Origin of the sequence: Streptomyces sp. BK79 (assembly GCF_044142145.1) — a bacterium.
In the GTDB taxonomy this organism is placed as follows: domain Bacteria; phylum Actinomycetota; class Actinomycetes; order Streptomycetales; family Streptomycetaceae; genus Streptomyces.
Genome location: NZ_JBHVOC010000023.1, coordinates 1 through 16,789, shown reverse-complemented (window position 1 = coordinate 16,789; position 16,789 = coordinate 1). Strand labels below are relative to the sequence as shown.

The 16,789-nt window shown below is 68.7% G+C and carries 19 protein-coding genes and 3 pseudogenes; 12 read left to right on the top strand and 10 right to left on the bottom strand.

What is annotated here, in order from left to right; translation table 11 throughout:
• Positions 1–741: 741 nt before the first annotated feature.
• Entirely contained in the window at positions 742–1,347 is a 606-nt protein-coding gene (locus ACFIF2_RS26480) for a hypothetical protein (protein WP_395575746.1), read from the bottom strand.
• Between the two features lie 169 nt (positions 1,348–1,516).
• Between ACFIF2_RS26480 and ACFIF2_RS26475 the strand changes: the two are divergent.
• Positions 1,517–1,753: pseudogene (locus tag ACFIF2_RS26475) on the top strand (Tn3 family transposase); the annotation flags it as partial.
• Between the two features lie 146 nt (positions 1,754–1,899).
• Positions 1,900–2,859, top strand: a complete 960-nt coding sequence (locus tag ACFIF2_RS26470) for a redoxin family protein (RefSeq protein ID WP_395575745.1) — start codon at positions 1,900–1,902, stop codon at positions 2,857–2,859.
• A 295-nt stretch (positions 2,860–3,154) separates the two neighbouring features.
• Here ACFIF2_RS26470 and ACFIF2_RS26465 read toward each other — a convergent pair whose 3' ends face one another.
• Complete coding sequence (locus ACFIF2_RS26465; protein WP_395575744.1) at positions 3,155–3,973, bottom strand: MBL fold metallo-hydrolase; 819 nt, start codon at positions 3,971–3,973, stop codon at positions 3,155–3,157.
• Between the two features lie 303 nt (positions 3,974–4,276).
• A complete protein-coding gene (locus ACFIF2_RS26460; protein ID WP_395575743.1) occupies positions 4,277–4,678 on the bottom strand; it encodes a hypothetical protein in 402 nt (133 codons plus the stop codon).
• A 1,238-nt stretch (positions 4,679–5,916) separates the two neighbouring features.
• On the opposite strand from ACFIF2_RS26460, the gene ACFIF2_RS26455 reads away from it, so the two are divergent.
• The 5 genes and pseudogenes from ACFIF2_RS26455 to ACFIF2_RS26435 form a co-directional block, all read left to right on the top strand.
• The gene (locus tag ACFIF2_RS26455) at positions 5,917–6,045 is read left to right on the top strand and encodes a hypothetical protein (protein WP_395575742.1); all 129 of its coding nucleotides are present in this window, start codon (positions 5,917–5,919) and stop codon (positions 6,043–6,045) included.
• Positions 6,046–6,135: 90 nt separating this feature from the next.
• Complete coding sequence (locus ACFIF2_RS26450) at positions 6,136–6,396, top strand: hypothetical protein (RefSeq protein WP_395575741.1); 261 nt, start codon at positions 6,136–6,138, stop codon at positions 6,394–6,396.
• Positions 6,396–6,719 (top strand): replication initiation protein, RepL2, encoded by a 324-nt coding sequence (locus ACFIF2_RS26445; RefSeq protein WP_395575740.1) that lies wholly within the window; start codon positions 6,396–6,398, stop codon positions 6,717–6,719. Before ACFIF2_RS26450 ends, ACFIF2_RS26445 begins: the two co-directional genes overlap by 1 nt.
• Positions 6,720–7,349: 630 nt before the next feature.
• Positions 7,350–8,063 (top strand): VOC family protein, encoded by a 714-nt coding sequence (locus ACFIF2_RS26440; RefSeq protein WP_395575739.1) that lies wholly within the window; start codon positions 7,350–7,352, stop codon positions 8,061–8,063.
• A gap of 39 nt (positions 8,064–8,102) precedes the next feature.
• A pseudogene (locus ACFIF2_RS26435) lies at positions 8,103–8,225 on the top strand (amidohydrolase); the annotation flags it as partial.
• A 153-nt stretch (positions 8,226–8,378) separates the two neighbouring features.
• On the opposite strand, the gene ACFIF2_RS26430 reads toward ACFIF2_RS26435, so the two are convergent.
• The 4 genes from ACFIF2_RS26430 to ACFIF2_RS26415 form a co-directional block, all read right to left on the bottom strand.
• Positions 8,379–9,389, bottom strand: coding sequence for a hypothetical protein (locus tag ACFIF2_RS26430; protein ID WP_395575738.1), 1,011 nt, complete (start codon positions 9,387–9,389; stop codon positions 8,379–8,381).
• 140 nt (positions 9,390–9,529) lie between these two features.
• Complete coding sequence (locus tag ACFIF2_RS26425; RefSeq protein WP_395575737.1) at positions 9,530–10,012, bottom strand: hypothetical protein; 483 nt, start codon at positions 10,010–10,012, stop codon at positions 9,530–9,532.
• Positions 10,013–10,247: 235 nt separating this feature from the next.
• Complete coding sequence (locus ACFIF2_RS26420) at positions 10,248–10,916, bottom strand: response regulator (RefSeq protein WP_395575736.1); 669 nt, start codon at positions 10,914–10,916, stop codon at positions 10,248–10,250.
• Positions 10,913–12,046: a sensor histidine kinase gene (locus ACFIF2_RS26415; protein WP_395575735.1), complete on the bottom strand. Its 1,134-nt coding sequence runs from the start codon at positions 12,044–12,046 to the stop codon at positions 10,913–10,915. The genes ACFIF2_RS26420 and ACFIF2_RS26415 overlap by 4 nt, the downstream gene beginning before the upstream one ends.
• A 219-nt stretch (positions 12,047–12,265) precedes the next feature.
• Between ACFIF2_RS26415 and ACFIF2_RS26410 the strand changes: the two genes are divergently transcribed.
• The 4 genes from ACFIF2_RS26410 (at position 12,266) to ACFIF2_RS26395 (ending at position 14,089) form a co-directional block, all read left to right on the top strand.
• Positions 12,266–12,688 (top strand): DUF6223 family protein, encoded by a 423-nt coding sequence (locus tag ACFIF2_RS26410; protein WP_395575734.1) that lies wholly within the window; start codon positions 12,266–12,268, stop codon positions 12,686–12,688.
• 335 nt (positions 12,689–13,023) lie between these two features.
• Positions 13,024–13,356: a hypothetical protein gene (locus ACFIF2_RS26405; protein ID WP_395575733.1), complete on the top strand. Its 333-nt coding sequence runs from the start codon at positions 13,024–13,026 to the stop codon at positions 13,354–13,356.
• 230 nt (positions 13,357–13,586) lie between these two features.
• On the top strand, positions 13,587–13,769 hold the full coding sequence (locus ACFIF2_RS26400) for a hypothetical protein (RefSeq protein WP_395575732.1): 183 nt from the start codon (positions 13,587–13,589) through the stop codon (positions 13,767–13,769).
• A 2-nt stretch (positions 13,770–13,771) separates the two neighbouring features.
• Positions 13,772–14,089: a hypothetical protein gene (locus tag ACFIF2_RS26395; RefSeq protein ID WP_395575731.1), complete on the top strand. Its 318-nt coding sequence runs from the start codon at positions 13,772–13,774 to the stop codon at positions 14,087–14,089.
• Positions 14,090–14,335: 246 nt separating this feature from the next.
• Here ACFIF2_RS26395 and ACFIF2_RS26390 read toward each other — a convergent pair whose 3' ends face one another.
• Positions 14,336–15,415: a MerR family transcriptional regulator gene (locus ACFIF2_RS26390; protein ID WP_395575730.1), complete on the bottom strand. Its 1,080-nt coding sequence runs from the start codon at positions 15,413–15,415 to the stop codon at positions 14,336–14,338.
• A 174-nt stretch (positions 15,416–15,589) separates the two neighbouring features.
• On the opposite strand from ACFIF2_RS26390, the gene ACFIF2_RS26385 reads away from it, so the two are divergent.
• The gene (locus ACFIF2_RS26385; RefSeq protein WP_395575729.1) at positions 15,590–15,820 is read left to right on the top strand and encodes a bacteriocin immunity protein; all 231 of its coding nucleotides are present in this window, start codon (positions 15,590–15,592) and stop codon (positions 15,818–15,820) included.
• Positions 15,821–15,829: 9 nt separating this feature from the next.
• Here the strand turns inward: ACFIF2_RS26385 and ACFIF2_RS26380 are convergent, their stop codons facing one another.
• Positions 15,830–16,360, bottom strand: coding sequence for an IS5 family transposase (locus ACFIF2_RS26380; protein WP_395575728.1), 531 nt, complete (start codon positions 16,358–16,360; stop codon positions 15,830–15,832).
• Between the two features lie 103 nt (positions 16,361–16,463).
• Positions 16,464–16,789 (bottom strand): annotated as a pseudogene (locus ACFIF2_RS26375) (transposase); the annotation flags it as partial.

The window sequence follows — 16,789 nt, the reverse complement described above, 5'->3', positions numbered from 1 at the left end:
CCGGTTCGAGGGAATTTCACCCGACGAAATGGATGAACAGGCGGCCCGGAACGGGGCGTTCTACGAGGCGCCCTCGCGGGCGGAGCTGGAGCGGCCGGCTCGGCGAGGTCGCCGCGATCGAGGCCGGCCTCGCCGCCGCCGAGCAGAGACTCGCCACCATGCGCGACCTCGCTGCCCGGCGCACCACCATCCACCTCGGCATGCCCGATTTCCGCAACAGCGCCGGACGTCTTGAGGCCGAGCAGTGACAGCGATGCCGCCTCGCATCAGTACCGTCGGTCCAAAGCCTCAACGAGGCTGCGAAGTTCGCGCGACCGGCGGCGGGACATCGCCAGCATCACCGCTTCGAGGAACTCGCGAGCCTGCCACGGGTCACTGCAACAGGCCCACTCGGTGCAGCCACCGCTCTCGTACTCCCACAACCGTCGATTCGGCTGGCGGACAAAGCTCCGCCAGCGCACCATCGCCGACCCGATCGAGCCCGGCCACAGGTACTTTTTCTGACGCTCGATCCGTCGAACCTCGGCGAGTGCTGCCGAGGAGAGGCCACGGATGGCCGTGATGTCGTCATGCGTCCGGCGCCGGCGCGGCAACTCGGCCCGGACGTGCCCAGGCCGCCTACGAGGCATGGGCCTTTCTGTTGATCATCATGCTGGTCATCTTCCCATCTGCGGGCGCTACGCGACCAGCTCGGGCTGAGCCGCAACGTTCCGCGCGGCTCGGACACCCTGCAGATCGCGCCTACAGATCTCCCTCGAGCCCAGCAGCGGAAGGCGGTGCGACCTCGATGATCACTGCCGTGCCGACAACCGGCCTGCCTTCGTGCATGGTGATCACGTCGCCAGGCTGGACAGCGCGCCACTGTTCGGGGCTGAGTGGTGCCAAACGGACCGTCGCGCTTTCTCCCGGCGCCAGGCCGGGTGCACCCTCCACCCACAGTCGCGCAACGTTCACTGCCTGCCCGCCATCGGGTGCCCGGTTGCCGATGTCCCAAAGCGGCCGCAGCTGCCCCTGCCCGGAGAAGGCGGTCTGACGTCCGCCCTCCTTCGTGCTCAGCAGGCTCAGCCTGGCCCGGAGGGTGCCGTGCTGCATCTCCCCGGCCCGCCACTCGCACCAGTCAGCGCTGTGCTCCAGCATCATCTGGCGGGCTGCCTCCTCGAGTAGCAACCAGAATCGCAAGGGAACCGGCTGCTCGTCCGCAATCTCCATCAGGAGGTCGAGGACCAGCTCCCACTCCTGGTGCCGTTGACAGTCGCGCACGTCGTCAACCGACACACCGTTTTCAGCCCGGGCACCCTCGGGGAGTAGATCAGTCGCTCGCCGAAGGAGCGTGAAGGCATCGTCCATGAGGAACATGTTCCAAGGCCCCAGTGACGTCCTCAGCGGGCACCCTTGCGAGAACCGGCTCGGCGACACGCCCGGAAGGCCGCCGATCCTCAAGAAAATCGGCCGCTACTCTCAGCGACCTATCGGCAGACAGACGGCCCCAAGCGGTCTAACTGCCAAGTTCGGATAAGACCAGATCGGGGCGCTCGGCCTGGTCCTGAACGCTCTCGTGCTGTTCAACACCCGTACATGGACGCCGCGGTGAACCAGCTTCGAGCGGACGGGTTCGAGGTGCACGAGGAGGATGTGGCCGCCTCTCACCGTTCGTCCGGCATCACATCAACGTGCTCGGCAGGTACTCCTTCCAGAACCCGACCTGCCCGGCGGACTGCGACCCCTTCGTGCCCTGGACGCCGCTGACGAGTGAGCCACGCCAGAGCCGTCCCGGCCGTCGTCTTCTTGCCCACGGAGCCCGCGCTCGTTGACAGCCCCAGGGCACAGCCAGCCGGGGACATCGCTGCGACTTGACCTTACCCTCAAGGGCAAGGTTTAGCGTTCTTCGAGGTGAGAGGCATGCAGATCAGCGAGCTGGCCCGCCGGGCCGGCGTGACGACGAAAGCGGTTCGCTACTACGAGTCGCTGGGGCTGCTCACGCCCGCGCGGCTGCCCAACGGCTACCGGGACTACGACGAGCACGACGTACGACTCACGCAGGAGATCCGGGCGCTCGGCAGTCTCGGGATCCCCGTTGAGCGCACGCGCCCGTTCCTGGAGTGCCTCACGGCCGGCCATCGGCACGCCGACGACTGTCCGGCCTCGCTGGCCGGATACCGGAAGGCGATCGACGAGCTCAACCAGCGGATCGAGGGGCTCACCGCCCGTCGGGCGGTGCTGGTCGCGCATCTGCAGCGAGCCGCTCACCGCGGCAGTCGCGTCTCACCGGCCAACGAAGGAGAGGACCTGATGACTGACTACACGAGCTTGCCCGCCGACCTGCCCGTCCCCGAGGACGACGGCGCGGCTGCTCATCTGCCCGGCATGAAGATGCCGCACCGGGAACTCCAGGGCACCGGCGGCACGACCGTCCGTCTCGACGCGCTCGGGGCGGGCCGCACGGTGATCTACATCTACCCGCTCACCGGACGCCCGGGCGTCGACCTGCCCGACGGCTGGGACTCCATCCCCGGCGCGCGCGGCTGCACCCCCGAGGCGTGCGGCTTCCGCGACCACTACCAGGACCTCCTCGCCGCCGGAGCGGACGCGGTGTTCGGCCTCTCCAGCCAGGAGACCGACTACCAGAGCGAGTTCGCCGAGCGGCTCCACCTGCCGTTCCAGATGCTCTCCGACCCCGCACGGAACCTGGCACAGCAGCTCGACCTGCCCACCTTCGAGACCGCGAGCGGGCTGATGCTCTACAAGCGGCTGACCCTGATCATTCGCGACGGCGTGGTCGAGCACGTCTTCTATCCGATCTTCCCCCCGAACGAGCACGCCGACCAGGTCCTGGCCTGGCTGAGGGACAACCCCCTGTAGAGGCCGGCGTGCAGCGCCTGCTGTCGCCGGGCGCGAACAGGCCGGTGATCTCGGCGATCGCCTCCACCGACAGACGGAAGTACCGGCGCACATTCTCCAGCTTCTCCAGCACGAAATCCTCCCGGGCCTGCCCGCGACGCCGGGCCTTGCTCGGGATTCCGGTGGGCAGAGAACGACCGGCGATACTTCAAGCCGTCCGCCGAGGCGATTGCCGGGGTCACGAGCTTGCCGGGCGCGCGGCGACAGCCGCCTCTGATCGGGGTCGGGAAACGGCGGTCATGCCGCTGCGCTCGCTTCATTCAGCTCTCTCAGCGAGGCGCCGGACCTGGTCGGCGGATATGTCGGTGGTCCACTCCCAGCCGGGCTTGGCCGTTGGGCCGACTCGCGGGTCGCTGGGGACACGGCCCGCACGCACGGCAAGGACGTACGCCCGATCCTGCTCGATCCGTGCGCGCATCCCATCGGCTCCGCAGACTGATCCGTGGCCGGGAACCATGACATCGACATCGCCTGCGACGTCCCCGAGCAGGCGCAGTCCGACGAGGTACTCCCCGAGGGGGTCATTGGTGTCGTTCAACTCGTCGAGGTTCGGGACAAGGACGTCGGAAAGCATGTCGCCCGCGACGAGGACCCCGCGCTCTGCGACCAGCACCGCCGCATGGCCCGGGGCATGCGCCGGGTGCTCGACGATCTGGGCTCGAGGGCCGTTCCAGGGAATCTGTGCCACTCCGGCCGGCAGACCCGTGATGAGGCCATACAGGTCCAGCGGTGTCTCCTCGGCGATCTCCGGCGGCAACCCCTCGGCGACGTGCGCCTTCCAGTCCGGATCCGCCCGCACCTCTCGCATACGCGCTGCGCAGCGGGCGGTGCCGTACCGGGGCGCGTCGCCATACTCGGGGTGCCAGAGCACGTGATCCCAGTCAGGATGCGTCGCGAAGCCCGCCACCACGCTGTGGCCCAGCTCGCGAAGGTCGTCCGCGAGGCAGGTCATTTCGGCTTCGGTGAGCCCGGGGTCGATGAGCAGCACGCCGGTCGGGCCCTGCACTACGACGGCATTGTTCTCGAGCAACTCGCTCTGGTGGGTCAGCACACCCTCCGCGACCTGTTCCAGCATTGCACTCCTTCTGTGGGTGGCCGTGCCGGTGCGAGAACACCCGCTACACACATAGACGAAACAGCCGACCGAAAATCATCGCCGTAACCCACACCATGGTGATCGTCCGCCCGGACACCTGCTCTTCTTCCACGGCAGACCGCAGGGGCAACTGCTGCGGCCCCGAGATATGCACCGGGCCACCCCGCAGCCCGGTCCAGCTCCGGCACCTGCGCCCTCGGCGGCCGGTTCAACAGCGCGTCCCAAACGGCCCGCTGCCCGCCACCAGCGTGCTGGACTCCTCGGGGAACTGGCGTCAGTTGATTACGCGAGCCCACCAGTATCAACCCCCAGCTTGGCGCGGGCCCGCTCCAACTGCTCCACGGTGATGGCCCCGGAGTCCGGCAGGCCTGCCTCCACCCATGCCGTCTGCGCGCGGGGGAGGGAGCCGCCGGCGTCGTCGGTGAGGATCTTCTTCGCGAGGTTCACGGCGATGGCTCCGTCGCCCAGGTCCATGAGATGGGCGAGCATGCGGACCTGCTTGGTGGCGGAGGCTTTCTCGTTGTACCGGAATACCAGCACCCATCGGCCCTGCAGGGCGCGGGCTCGCTCGATGAGGTAGCGGCCGCGGTCGGTCTCCTGCTGCTCGGTGCGGATGTGCTCGGTGTCTCCCGCCGGGTTGCGCAGGGTCAGCAGGCCCCGTCGGCTGGACTCCTCGATCTCCACGTTCTCCAGGAATGCGAACGAACCGCGAGGCGCTGTCGAGGCGACTGATGTCCTGCGCGGCCTGGTTCGCGGTCAGGTGCAGGTCGACGGTGAGTGCGTGCACGCGGCGGCCCCACGCGGGTTCCTCACCGGGCGGGCAGGGCCCGGCGGCGTGAGCGGCGGCGGTGACGAGGCTGTAGTCCGCGTCCCCATCATGGCGTCCGCCGCCGACAGACCGTTCGGCCCGGCGCCTTCAGGGCCCGCCGGAACCGCAGGAGGCCGCCACTGATGTACCGGGTGAAGGAGTCACGCGTGGAAAGGACGTGTTCTGCCACGTCCGTGATACGGCTCTTGCCCCTCACGTGATGTCAGGCTGCACATTCGTTGCCGTGGAGGATCACTCTCGGCGGGCGGCGTGGAGCGGCTGCGGGAGGTGCTGGCCTACCGGCGGCCGGATTTCGGTCTGAGGGAGGTTGCGGAACTGGTCGTAGGAACAGGGCGTGGCCGCAGGCGCCGAGGGCGTGGTCGGTGACGGCGTTGACGACGTAGGTGTCGACGATGCCGCCGTTTGCGGCCAGGGCTTGGTGCTGGTTAGCACGATCCTTCAACCGTCCGGGACCAACCGCAACTGAATCCTCCCCAGCCCTGTCGTCGATCGCCGAGCCAGGAATCACCTGTACGACCTCAGCCCCGAACCAGCCCGCCACGGCGGCGGGTGAGCCGACCGTCCAGGTGCGCGCGTGTGCCACCCGAGCCACAGACTGGACCAGCCACGCCTTCCTGTTGCCATGTCAGCTCGACCCTGGTCAACCCGCGCTTTGCCGAGGACCCGTGCACGACACGCCCGACGCCCGACGTGAGTGAGGGCCGAGACAACCTCGGTCAGGACGCGGGACCTTGGGCACTTTCATGCATGTAGAGAGCGCAACCCCGAGAACGCCTCTGACCTGCGAAAACGCGCTAGGCGATCCGACTCCAGGATCGGGTATGCCGATCCTGGAGTCGGCATACCCGATTCCAGAGTCGGATCATCCCGACTCCAGGATCGGATCAACCCGATTGCAGAGTCGGATTGACCCGATCCCAGGATCGGATCAGTTAGCTATGTGCTAACTCGCACTCCTGCTCACTTCGCACACCGATCCGACTGTGCAGTGGGATCGCTTAGCAATGTGGTAATTCTCTTCCTGGCAAGTGATCCGTTCCCCGAGCCTGATCTCTTGCCGTCCCCATACCGACTTTGCTGGGACGGCCCTCACATGACAGAGCAGGCGCGAAAGATCCTCGCCCTGGTCGATCAGGACGCCGGAGAGTTCGAGGAGGTACACCGCGCCAACTACGCGTTCGACGGAGCTCACATCAACGTGGGCATCCGCAAGGGGCGGTAACTCGCCTCGGCGGTCTCGGGTCTGACCGACCGGGAGTTTCGCGTCCTCGTCTGGTACTGGTTCGCCACCGAGACGAGCGAGGAAGCCGTCATGCGCGCGGGCTCCGCCATCGCTGCGGAGTTGGGCATGAGCGCGGATGCTCTGTCCAGAGCAGTGAAGGTTCTCAAGCAGGCTCGGCTGCTTGTCGAGGCGGGCGGCTTGGGGCGGACCACCTTCTACAGGTGCACGCCCTACCTTGCATTCATCGGTACCGGCTTCGCTCACCGCGAAGCCGTGAAGGACTGGAACCCTCCGGAGACCAAGGTGCGCGAGCCCCGTAATCGTCGGCGTGGGAAGAAGGGCGAGGCCTGATGAGGATTCATGACGCGGCAGATGTGCAGTACCTGTTGAAGAAGACCGGGCGCGTCCTCAGCCCGAACCAGCGCATCGTCGTCATGCTCTACGCGTCATCCGAGCAGCGTCCTGACGGGACGGTGATGATCAAAGCCAGCACGCTGGCCGCCACCGCGGGGATGACACCGCCGGTGCTCTCGCGCACCCGCAAGGAGCTGCTCGAGGTCGGCTGGCTGGAGGTGACGGGCAGCGTGGGCAGCGTCAAGCACTACCGGCTGTCCCCGGCGCTTTTCGAGGACCGCGGCCAGGCCGGGCGTCATCTGCGAGCTGTCGGCAGCTGAAGGCGGATCTGAACGCCTCGTCGTGAAGCGATCCGACTCCGGAGTCGGATCGCTTCACGACGAGTGGAGCTACAGGAACCGGCCACGGCTCCGCTGAGCCTCAGCAAGTATCACGGCGTGATAATCCATCGTCCGTCACGTTGCCCCGACGGACGCCCGGCTCCCAAGCGCCTCCCTCGACACGTCCTCCGGCTCGTCGCTACTTCCCATCCGCTCACGGATAGAGACCGGAGGAGCCGCGGCCTCCATCCTGTGATCCCCCGAGCTGTTGTCATCCCCACAGTCAAGGGATGACTCACTGGATGGGCAGTGACGTCGGTGCGCGGCGATCGTGTGGCAGGCACGGAGGCAGTCCGCCTCCAGCACGCCTTCTCCGCCACCGCCGTCAACGTCATCCGCCTCGACGCCCACTGGAACCCCGGCCAACCATCCTTCACACCGCGGACCAGCAGACTCACCCGCCTCAGCCACCAACTCGCAGCCGAACGCCGCAGGGTGCGGCTCCGGCTCCGGGGCCGAGGAATACTCGGCTGCATCTGAGGTTGGCCCGCTCATAGGATCGTCGTTCGAGGCGTTGGCATGGCGTTGTGCCGACAGTTGGCACTCGACGGACTGAGGATGCGTGGTGCAATGGGCAGCCGACTCGCAGCAATCTTCTTCGACGCGCACCAACCCGCGCGTCTGACGCATTTCTGGTCCGGTGTCCTGGGCTTGGAGAAAACCGAAGAATTTTACGACGGCATCGCCTTGCCGTCCGGGAATGACGCCGGCTACCACCTCGGCTTCCGTCCCTCTCAGGCGCAGAAGACCGCCCAGAACCGGCTGCACTTCGACCTGACCAGCTCCTCCCTGGAGGACCAGCAGGGGACCGTGGCCAGGGCGCTCGACCTCGGCGCGCAGCACGCCGACGTCGGCCAGGGGCCGGACGCGTCCCATGTGGTGCTCGCCGACCCTGAGGGCAACGAGTTCTGTGTCATCGAGCCGGGCAACAACTTCCTCGCCGGCTGTGGCTTCATCGGAGCGCTCGCCTGCGATGGTTCGCAGGCCGTGGGCTACTTCTGGAGTGAGGCGCTGGGCTGGCCACTGGTCTGGGACCAGGACGAGGAGACCGCCATTCAGTCACCGAACGGCGGTACGAAGATCACGTGGGGAGGTCCGCCGTTGATGTCGGACCCTGGCAAGGACCTACACTTCGACCTCGCGCCGGACGGCGATCAGCAAGCGGAGGTCGAGCGCCTGCTCTCCCTCGGGGCGAAGCGTCTCGACTCCGCCCACGGTGAGGACGGCGCAGTGCTACTGGCCGACCCCGACGGGAATGAGTTCCGCGTGCTCACGCGCCGGTGAAGCCGGCGCCGACACCCAGCCGAATCGAGCAGCAGAGTCGCGGTTCCGCCCAAAGACATCGTCGGAGGAGGGCCCGCGCCGGCCCATCTCTGCGGACACGACGTCCACACCACCGTGGCTATCGGCGTTGCGCAGGTCCTGGCGCGGCTGCGGCGGCAACTGCCCCCGTCATGACGTACCGACTCACCGCTCGCGCCGCCCGGCGACGCCGGCGAGCCCATGCCGAGCGGATGCTGGGGCGAATGGTGCACCTGCGCCGCCGCCTCGCCTTTGGAGGGTCGGGCTCGGAGAGTCGAACCGGGGCTCCGGGGCCCGTCAACTCGAAGGTCTGCTTCGCCGCAGTCCCTGCCACCACCGCCGCCGCGCAGGTCGACTGGCCGCCGGGCCCAGCTGACGACGGGATGGTGCTTTGTCCTCCATCGTCCTCGGCAGGAACAGCTCCAGCCGCACCCGCTCGGCGGCCACCACCTCCTGCTGCTCGTTGTACCTGACGGTCAGGGAGAGGTCGTGGATGGCGGAGCGGTCCGAGGCGATCGTGACGAGGAAGCGGTCGGCCTCACCGCTCTGCACGAACTGGGAGAGGGGTACCACGACCTTGTAGTCGGCGCCGGTGGAGGGAAGGACCGTTGAGTACCGGTGAGCGGGCGGCAGATAGCCCCCGATCCTGGGCCCGCCGTCGTCGGTCAGGTCCAGGCGGCCCCGTACCAGGTTCGCCGCACGGACCAGAGCGCCGTCCGGGCCCGGGTGGGTGTATTCGAGCCGTCCCAGGACGAAGGCCTCGCCCCGCTCGGCGAAGGGGCCGAGGGCGGCGTTCAGCAGCGCCTGGCTGTGGGGCGAATACCGCGCCGGGCCGACGAGGCTGCTGACTGCCGCCGGGTCGGCGCCGCAGGACCGTAGCGCTTCAGTCACCGGCCAATGCGCGCGGTGTCGCCCTTCCCGCCCCCTGCTCCGGATGAGATCGGTGGAGCGCAGTACGAACGGACCACCGACCGGCCGGGCCGACGTGCCCGGGGTGGCGTAGAGCGAGAAGGAGAGGGTGCAGTCCTCCAACTGTCCCCAGCCGTCGTTCCGGAGAGCGATGGCCATGTCTTTGAAGAGGATGGTCGGGACAGCCCGCAGGTCCGGCTCGGAGGACCTGACCTGGAGGACCGCCTCGTGGAGCAGCACCGCTTCCGTGGTGTTGTTGACCACCTTGACGTCCAGGACCGGCCACCGGTGGGACCCGGGACGGCCTTCCAGCAGTCTGCCCGCTCGCAGGCGGCCCAGGTAGTCGTCGGCCGGGCGGATCTCTCTGTTCTGCACCTGCCCCGACATCTCGTAGGACATCGCGAACGCGGGGGCTCCGTCGCGGGTGACGCCCAGGACCACGGTCGGCCGGGCGCGCTTGGACGGGTCGGGTGCGAGGTGAATGCCGCCGTGGACCGTGGTGGCGTTGATGGTGACGGGGCTGGTGTTCCCGGAGCGGTTCAGCCCTGCGTCCGCTCCGGCGGGGTAGGGGAGTTGATCGTGGCGCCCCCGTTGATCACCCCGGCCGCGATCGAGCCCGGCATGCTGTGGAATGTGACGTCCCCGCCCACCGACAGGCCGCCGTCACCGCTGGAGGTTCCACTGCCACCGGGCAGGGCGCCGGCCAGCAGTGCCCTCAACTCCTCCGCCGCCCGCTCGCGCTGGGCGGCGTCCTGCACCGCCCCCAGAGCGGCCTCGAACCGGGCCCTCCAGAGGGCCTCGTGGTGCGCGGCTACCTCTGTGAGTTGGTCGGGCGCTGCCTGCCCGAGCGACAGTGCGGTCTCGTCGAGGAGTGCGAGCTCGCCAGGCACCCGCGACTCGTCCGAGCGGCCGAACCATCCGGCGACCCGTTCCCTGGTCCCGGCCCACGCATCGGTGGCAGCGGCCTGTACCACCGCCGCACCTCCGGCTGCGGCCAACGCCGCCAGAGCCTCCGTCAGCATCGTTCCCCCTCCGAGTCGTTCAATCGACTGCGTACAGACGGATCATAGGACGGCTCGCTCCACCAACTTCCTCTTTGCACTTGCTGGTTGATGGCCGGGGGCCCAGCCACATTCGGTCGGGGAGACGGTCACCAGGCAGGACGGCGGCGCCAAGCCGTTCCGACCTGATCCACAGCCCGCGCCGAACGTGGTGCCGAGGGGGCCCTCGGCCTGGCGTCGGCGTCAGACCTTTATGTCAGGAGTTGCGAGGGGATACCAGGCCGGATTCGTAGGCGAGGACCACGAGCTGGGCCCGGTCCCGGGCATGGAGCTTGGCCATTGCCCGGTTGATGTGGGTTTTCGCGGTCAGCGGGCTGATCACCATGCGGCCCGCGATCTCCTCGTTGGACAGGCCCTGCGCGACCAGGACGACGGCCTCGCGTTCCCGGCTGGTCAGCTCTTCCAGCCCCGTGCCGGCGCCTGTGCCGGTGTGGAGCGGCTGGGTGACGTACCGGTTGATCAACTTGCGGGTGATCGACGGTGCCAGCAGGGCGTCGCCGCGCGCGGCGACACGTACGGCGTGCAGGAAGTCTGCTGGCACGATGTCCTTGACGAGGAACCCCGCGGCGCCGGCTCGCAGCGCGTCGAAGACGTACTCGTCCAGGCCGTAGTTGGTCAGGATGACGACGTGCATCCCGGCCAGGGCCGGGTCCGCAGCGATGCGCCGGGTCGCCTCGATGCCGTCGACGACCGGCATCTGGATGTCGATGAGCGCGATGTCGGGCAGGTGCTCTTTGGCGCGCTCCAGGGCCTCCTGCCCGTTGGCGGCCTCGGCCACCACCTCGATGTCGTCCTCGAGGTCGAGGAGTGCGCGGAATCCGCTGCGGATGAGCGGCTGGTCGTCGACCAGCAGGACACGGATCACGACGCCGACGCCCGTTCAACGGGAAGTTCGGCCTGGACGGTGAAGCCGCCTTCGCTGCGCGGTGCTGCCCGCAGGTGGCCTCCGAGGGCGGTGATCCGTTCGCGCATCCCGAGCAGCCCGATGCCGGGCTCCGGCGCCGTGTCCGGCCTGGCCCTGCCGTCGTCATCGACCCGGAGGGCGAGGGCGTCCGGCCGGTAGTCGATGCGGACCGACGCCGTAGTGGCGGCGGCGTGCCGGGCGATGTTGGTCAACGATTCCTGGACGATCCGGTAGGCGGTCCGGCCCACCGCGGCCGGCACGTCGTGCCGGTGTCCCTCGATCGTCAGCGTCGCCACCAGACCGCTCTTGCCGACCCGCTCCACCAACTCCGGGATGTGGTCGAGCCCGTGGGGTGGGGTCGTATCGTCGTCGCGCAGCGCCTCCAGCGTCGCGCGCAGTTCTCGGGCCGCCTCACGCCCGGCCTCCCGGATCGCCAGCAGAGCCTCCGGCACCTGTTCACCCCGCTTGCGGGCCACGTGGACGGCGGCTTCGGACTGCACCTTGATGACGGAGATCTGGTGGGTGAGCGAATCGTGCAGCTCCCGCGCGATGTGCAGCCGCTCTTCGTCGGCGCGGCGCCGCGCGGTCTCCTCACGCGTGCGCTCGGCTTCGTCCGCCCGCCGCTCGGCCTGCCGCAGTGCCTCCCCCGCGGCGCCGGCCGCGATCAGCCAGGCGATTTCGAGGGCGCTCCGGGCCTGCGCGAACGCCTCCCCCGTGTCCCGCAGGCCCGAGACCAGGGCCGCGAGGGGCAGGGCGGCGAGCACGGTCACGCTCGCCGCCACCGTGATGGCCCGGTGTCCCGCCCGCATGGCGGCGTACACCGCGAACAGGTAGGCGACGGCGGGTACGTCGAAACCGGCTGCCTGGTAGCCGACCGCGCACAGCCCAGTGATGGCCAGGACGAGCACCGGAGCCCGGGGGCCGGCGGCCAGCGCCAGGCCGCCAGCCGTGAGAAGCGCGTAGCCGAGCAGGTCAAGGCCCGTGGCGGAGTGCTGCCCGGACAGCCCGGTGAGCAGGAGCGTCGCTGCCACACCGACGGCGATCGCCCAGTCTCTGACACCGGTGCGAACACGGAACCGTCCTATGCCCATGCGCGCACCCTAGCCCGGCGCTGTCGCGGGGCGAGTCCCGCTCACGGACGAGCCGACAGCTACCGCGCACGCAGTACTTTCGCGGCTCCTGCGGCCTCCGCGGTAGCCGGATGCGCCGTCGGCGGCAGGGCGAAGTGCCTGCGTCCGCTGGATGACCGGCGGTGGGTCCGGCGGACATGATCGGCGACGTTCAGTCGTACGAGGAGAAGGAGCACCTCCATGTCCGTTCGCCGCCTGCTCGCCACTGCCGTGGCCGCCCTGCTCGGAGGTCTCGGTCTCGCCGCACCGGCGGCCGCACAGGCCTCGGTCCAGCCGGTCGCGGCCGGTGTCTACGACTTCAGTTTCGGGCGACTCGGGGCCACCACGGGCGCACTGGTAGGGCTGGCCGCCGTGGCCATCGCCGGATGGGCGCTGGCCCGCCCCGCCGGTCGTCTCGGCACTGCCAACGGGTCACTCGGGGGCATGCTGGCCATGGCGGCGGGGCTGATGAGCATGGCCCTCGGTGTGCTGGTCGCGGCCACTGCCGACGGTGGTCTCGGCACGGGCAACGGGCTGGGCGGGGCCTACGTGGCCATGCTGGTGGGGCTGATCGCCACGGCCCTCGGTGCGATGGCCGTGGCCCGCTCGCGCCGCACCGGCTGACTGCAGCGGATGCGAACGCGCGTCCAGGTATGCCTGAGGGCCGATCAGGTGCCGCCGACTACCGCTGTTCACGACGAGCTGTCCGCACTACCCCGACTTCTCCCCGGACGAGCATGCCATCGGCGTCGGCGTCGGCGTCGGCGTGCGGGCGATGGCGGGCTGGATCGCGGGAGGGCGCCGGTCGGAGCGGCGGAATTCAAGTAAATCCCTTCGAGACACCGCTCGACATCGTGGCACCATGCATCGCATGACGACGAACCGAAAGGCCCATGCCGCGTAGACGGCCAGGGCGGATCCGCGCCGGCACCCCCGGCAGTCAACCGGCAACAGGCGCGGTGCCAGTTGTCGACGGCCTGTCTTCGCGTGCCCTGTCCGAGATCACCCGTCTCGAACACACCCGCAACTACCTGCGGCCCGGCGATGTCAGCGCGGCTTTGGGCCTGTGGAGGAAGTACGTCCACCAGCCCGAGCGGGATCTGTGGCACGACTACGAGTGGGGCAACGTGCACTGGTACTGCTGCGGTGACCCTCTCAAAGCCCGAGCCCTCCTCGACACCGTGATGCGGGCCCTGTCCCCCCGTAGCGCCCGCGAACTCCGAATGATCGTCAACCGGTCGGACGCTGTCTGGGACCGTCCGTCCCCGCCCTATGACGTGGACGGCAGATAGCGAGCAAGCTCAGAAGAGGCCGGTGCGTACGTACTCCGTGACGTTCTCCAAGATCTCGCGCAGCCACGGGGCGCGGGCGGCCGGCAGTCGGGCCAGGGTGTGCCGGAAGACTCCCGGGTCGATCCGGAACAGGCAGCAGGGGCGCGGTGACGGTGGGTCGTCCCGGAGGGTCTCGCCGGGCAGGACTTCCGGCGAGGGGTCGGCGGGCAGGTGTGGTGGTGACGAGGAGGATGGCGAAGAAGCTTGCCGAGCACAAGATGCTCCTGGTGGCCGATGTGATCGGCCGGACCATCAAGTACCGGGTGACGCCGCAAATCGTCTCCAGTCTCTCCGGACGGGAACAATCCGAAGAGGCAGCCGCCTACCATCTGCCGACCCTGCCGGGCCGTCCGGCGCAGCGACGAAGGGGCTGATCATGGCACGCAACAGTCCGTACCCAGAGCTTGAAGCCCTGCAAGCGCGTATAAGCGATCTCTCTCATCTGAAGCAGAACGTGCTGATGACCTACGCGATCCTGGGCGGCCTGGGCGGCAGCGTGGAGCGCACCGCGGCCGAGCTGGCCGAGCTGATCGGCGTACCGGCTCCGCACTTTTCCCGGGCACGACGGGAGCTGGAAGCAGCCGGCTACCTGGAGTGCACGCACACCATGGGCCAGGTGAAGTTCTTCCGCCTGGGTGAAGCGGCGACCGCGCGTCAGGTCGTGGTCCCCTTGCTGAACCGGCCGACCGGCTGAGCAGCCACGCCAGTTGCCAGTCACGAGAGGCGCGAGAGACTCAACGGTCTCTCGCGCCTCTCGCGTCTCTCGCGTCGTTCGGGCTGTGCGTGTCGTCTGCCTGAGCCCCGCAGTCAGGTCAGGACGTGAAGTGATCCGACTCCAGAGTCGGATCGTTTCTCCGCGAGAGAACCGGTAGGAGCATCACGGATCCGCTGCGGCAGGCGATTATCACGGCGTGGCGCTGACCGGCCTCGCAGCCCGCTCCTATTGCTGGAGCTCCATGACGTCGGCGACCACGCAGCTGACGTTGTCGGGGCCGCCGATGCCGTTGGCGAGGGCGATGAGTGCGCGGACCGCCTGCTCGGGTTCGCTGACACCGGTGAGCACTCGGCGGATCTCCTCGACCGGCGCGACGGTGGACAGGCCGTCGGAGCAGAGCAGGTAGCGGTCTCCCTGCTGGGCGTCGTGCAGACGCGTGTCGGGCGTGGAGTCGGCTCCTTGGCCCAGGGCGCGTATCAGAAGGGACCGCTGGGGGTGGGAGGCGGCTTCCTCCGGGCTGAGGCGCCCCTCGTCGACCATCGACTGCACCATGGTGTGGTCGTGGGTGATCTGGAACAGCTCTCCATTCCGCAGAAGGTAGACGCGGGAGTCGCCGATGTGGACGAGGGCCAGCTGCGATCCGGTCCAGAGCATCGCGGTGAGCGTGGTTCCGGCCCCTGCGGAAGACGGCCCGGCTCCGGAGATGCCGTGCACGGCCTGCTTGGCCTGGTCGACCGCCTCCTCAAGGGCGTTGAGGAGATTGCCCGCCGGGATGCCGTCGGTCACGAGGCTCTTGAACGCGTCGACAGCGGCGGCGCTTGCCGGGGCACCTCCGCTGCCGTATCCGTCCGCGACGGCGAGCAGGCGAGGGCCTGCGTAGGCGGTGTCCTGATTGCTCTCGCGGACGAGGCCGGTTTCGGAAAGGGCGGCGTAGCGGATGCCCAAGGGCTTGGTGGTCGCAGACATGGCAGGGTCCTTCCAGGAGAGGTGGTCGATGAGGAAGGTGGCCAGGTCCCGCCGTGCGGCGGTGTCGGCTTCGACCTGGGCCCAGAACGCACGGACCTCTTCGGCCGCCGGCCCGGCCGCCAGGCCGCAGACCCGCTGGATGCGGGCGAGAGGCATGCCGAGCCGTCGCAGCCAGGCAACCAGCCGGGCCTGATCCAGTTGCTCCGGTGCGTAGAGGCGGTAGCCGGTCACCGGGTCGACGCGAGCGGGAGCCAGCAGGCCGAGCTCGTCGTACAGACGCAGCGCCTTCGGTGACAGCCGGGACGCCTTCGCGAACGTCCCGATGGTCAGCAACTCCATGCTCGTCCCCTCCTCATGCCGGGCACGTCGCCCGGCCCTCCTGATGCTGTGGGCTCCCCCAAGGTGAAGGTCAACCGAGGCTCCGGGCGGTCCGGCCGACGGGCTGCCCAGGACCTAGCCGGAGCTGTCCGGGCGATCACGCGTCCCGTTAGGGTGAGTCGGCGGAGGGACGTGATGGGTGCTGTGGAGATGACTCGCGCGGAGGCGGTCGCGCTCGTGCAGCGGATCATGGAAGCGGATTACGCCTCTGACGACGAGGTGGACGGCTGGTTGGACAGGCTCGACAGAGCCCTGACATGTCCGTCCGGTTATGTCAGCGACTTGATCTTCTGGCCGCCGGAGCGGGAGCTTTCGGCTGATGAGGTAGTCGTTCAGGCCCTGGCGTACCGGCCGACCGCCTTGTGAGGTCGGGACTCAGCCCCGAAGCCAGATGAGTAGAGCCGCGGTGGTTGCGGTGCCGAGGAAGACGTAGCCGCGCTCGTCATAGCGGGTGGCCACGGCCCGGGACTGCTTCAGCCTGTTGATCGCTCGTTCGACGGTGTTGCGCTTCTTGTACCGCCCTTCGTCGAAGCCGGGTGGCCGTCCGCCGCGTGAGCCTTTGCGCAGGCGGGCAGCCTGGCTATCGGTCTTCTCTGGGATCGTGTGCCGGATGCTTCGGCGCCGCAGGTACTCGCGGCACGGGCCGTTGCTGTATCCCTTGTCGGCCGCGGGACTGTCGGGCTTCGTGCGGGGCCGTCCCGAACCGACGCGCGGAACCCGGATCTTGGCCAACACTGCTTGGAACTGAGTGCAGTCCGCCCGCTGTCCGCCAGTGACGACCAAAGACAGCGGGTGGCAGCGGCCGTCGGCGCTCAAGTGGAGTTTGCTGGTGAACCCGCCCCGCGAGCGGCCCAGGCCCTCGCCTCCTGCACCACCTCCACCAGCCGGGCGAGCAGGCTTTGCCACGGTGTTTCGCCCTGATGTTCTGCCGCTTCGGCCCCATGCCCGCAACAACGACCCAGGCACAGAGCGGTCACATGGTCGCCCGGACAGCTACTAACTGATCATTTCAGAATGAGGTGCGGAGTCGTCTCAAGCAGATGATGCTGCAGGCGAGTTGGAGCAGTCCGAGGTGGAGGTCGGCTCGTATCTCGTAGCGGGGTCCGCAGGCGTTTGAACTGGTGGAGCCAGGCGAAGGTTCGCTCGACGACCCAGCGGGTCTTGCCCAGGCCGGATCCGTGGGCGGTGCCCTTGCGGGCGATCTTCGGCGTGATGCCGCGAGCGCGGAGGAGCCGTCGGTACTTGTCGTAGTCGTAGCCGCGGTCGGCGAACAGCCGCCGTGGTTGGTGACGTGGCCTGCCCACCAGGCCGCGGATGCGGGGAATCGCGTCCAGT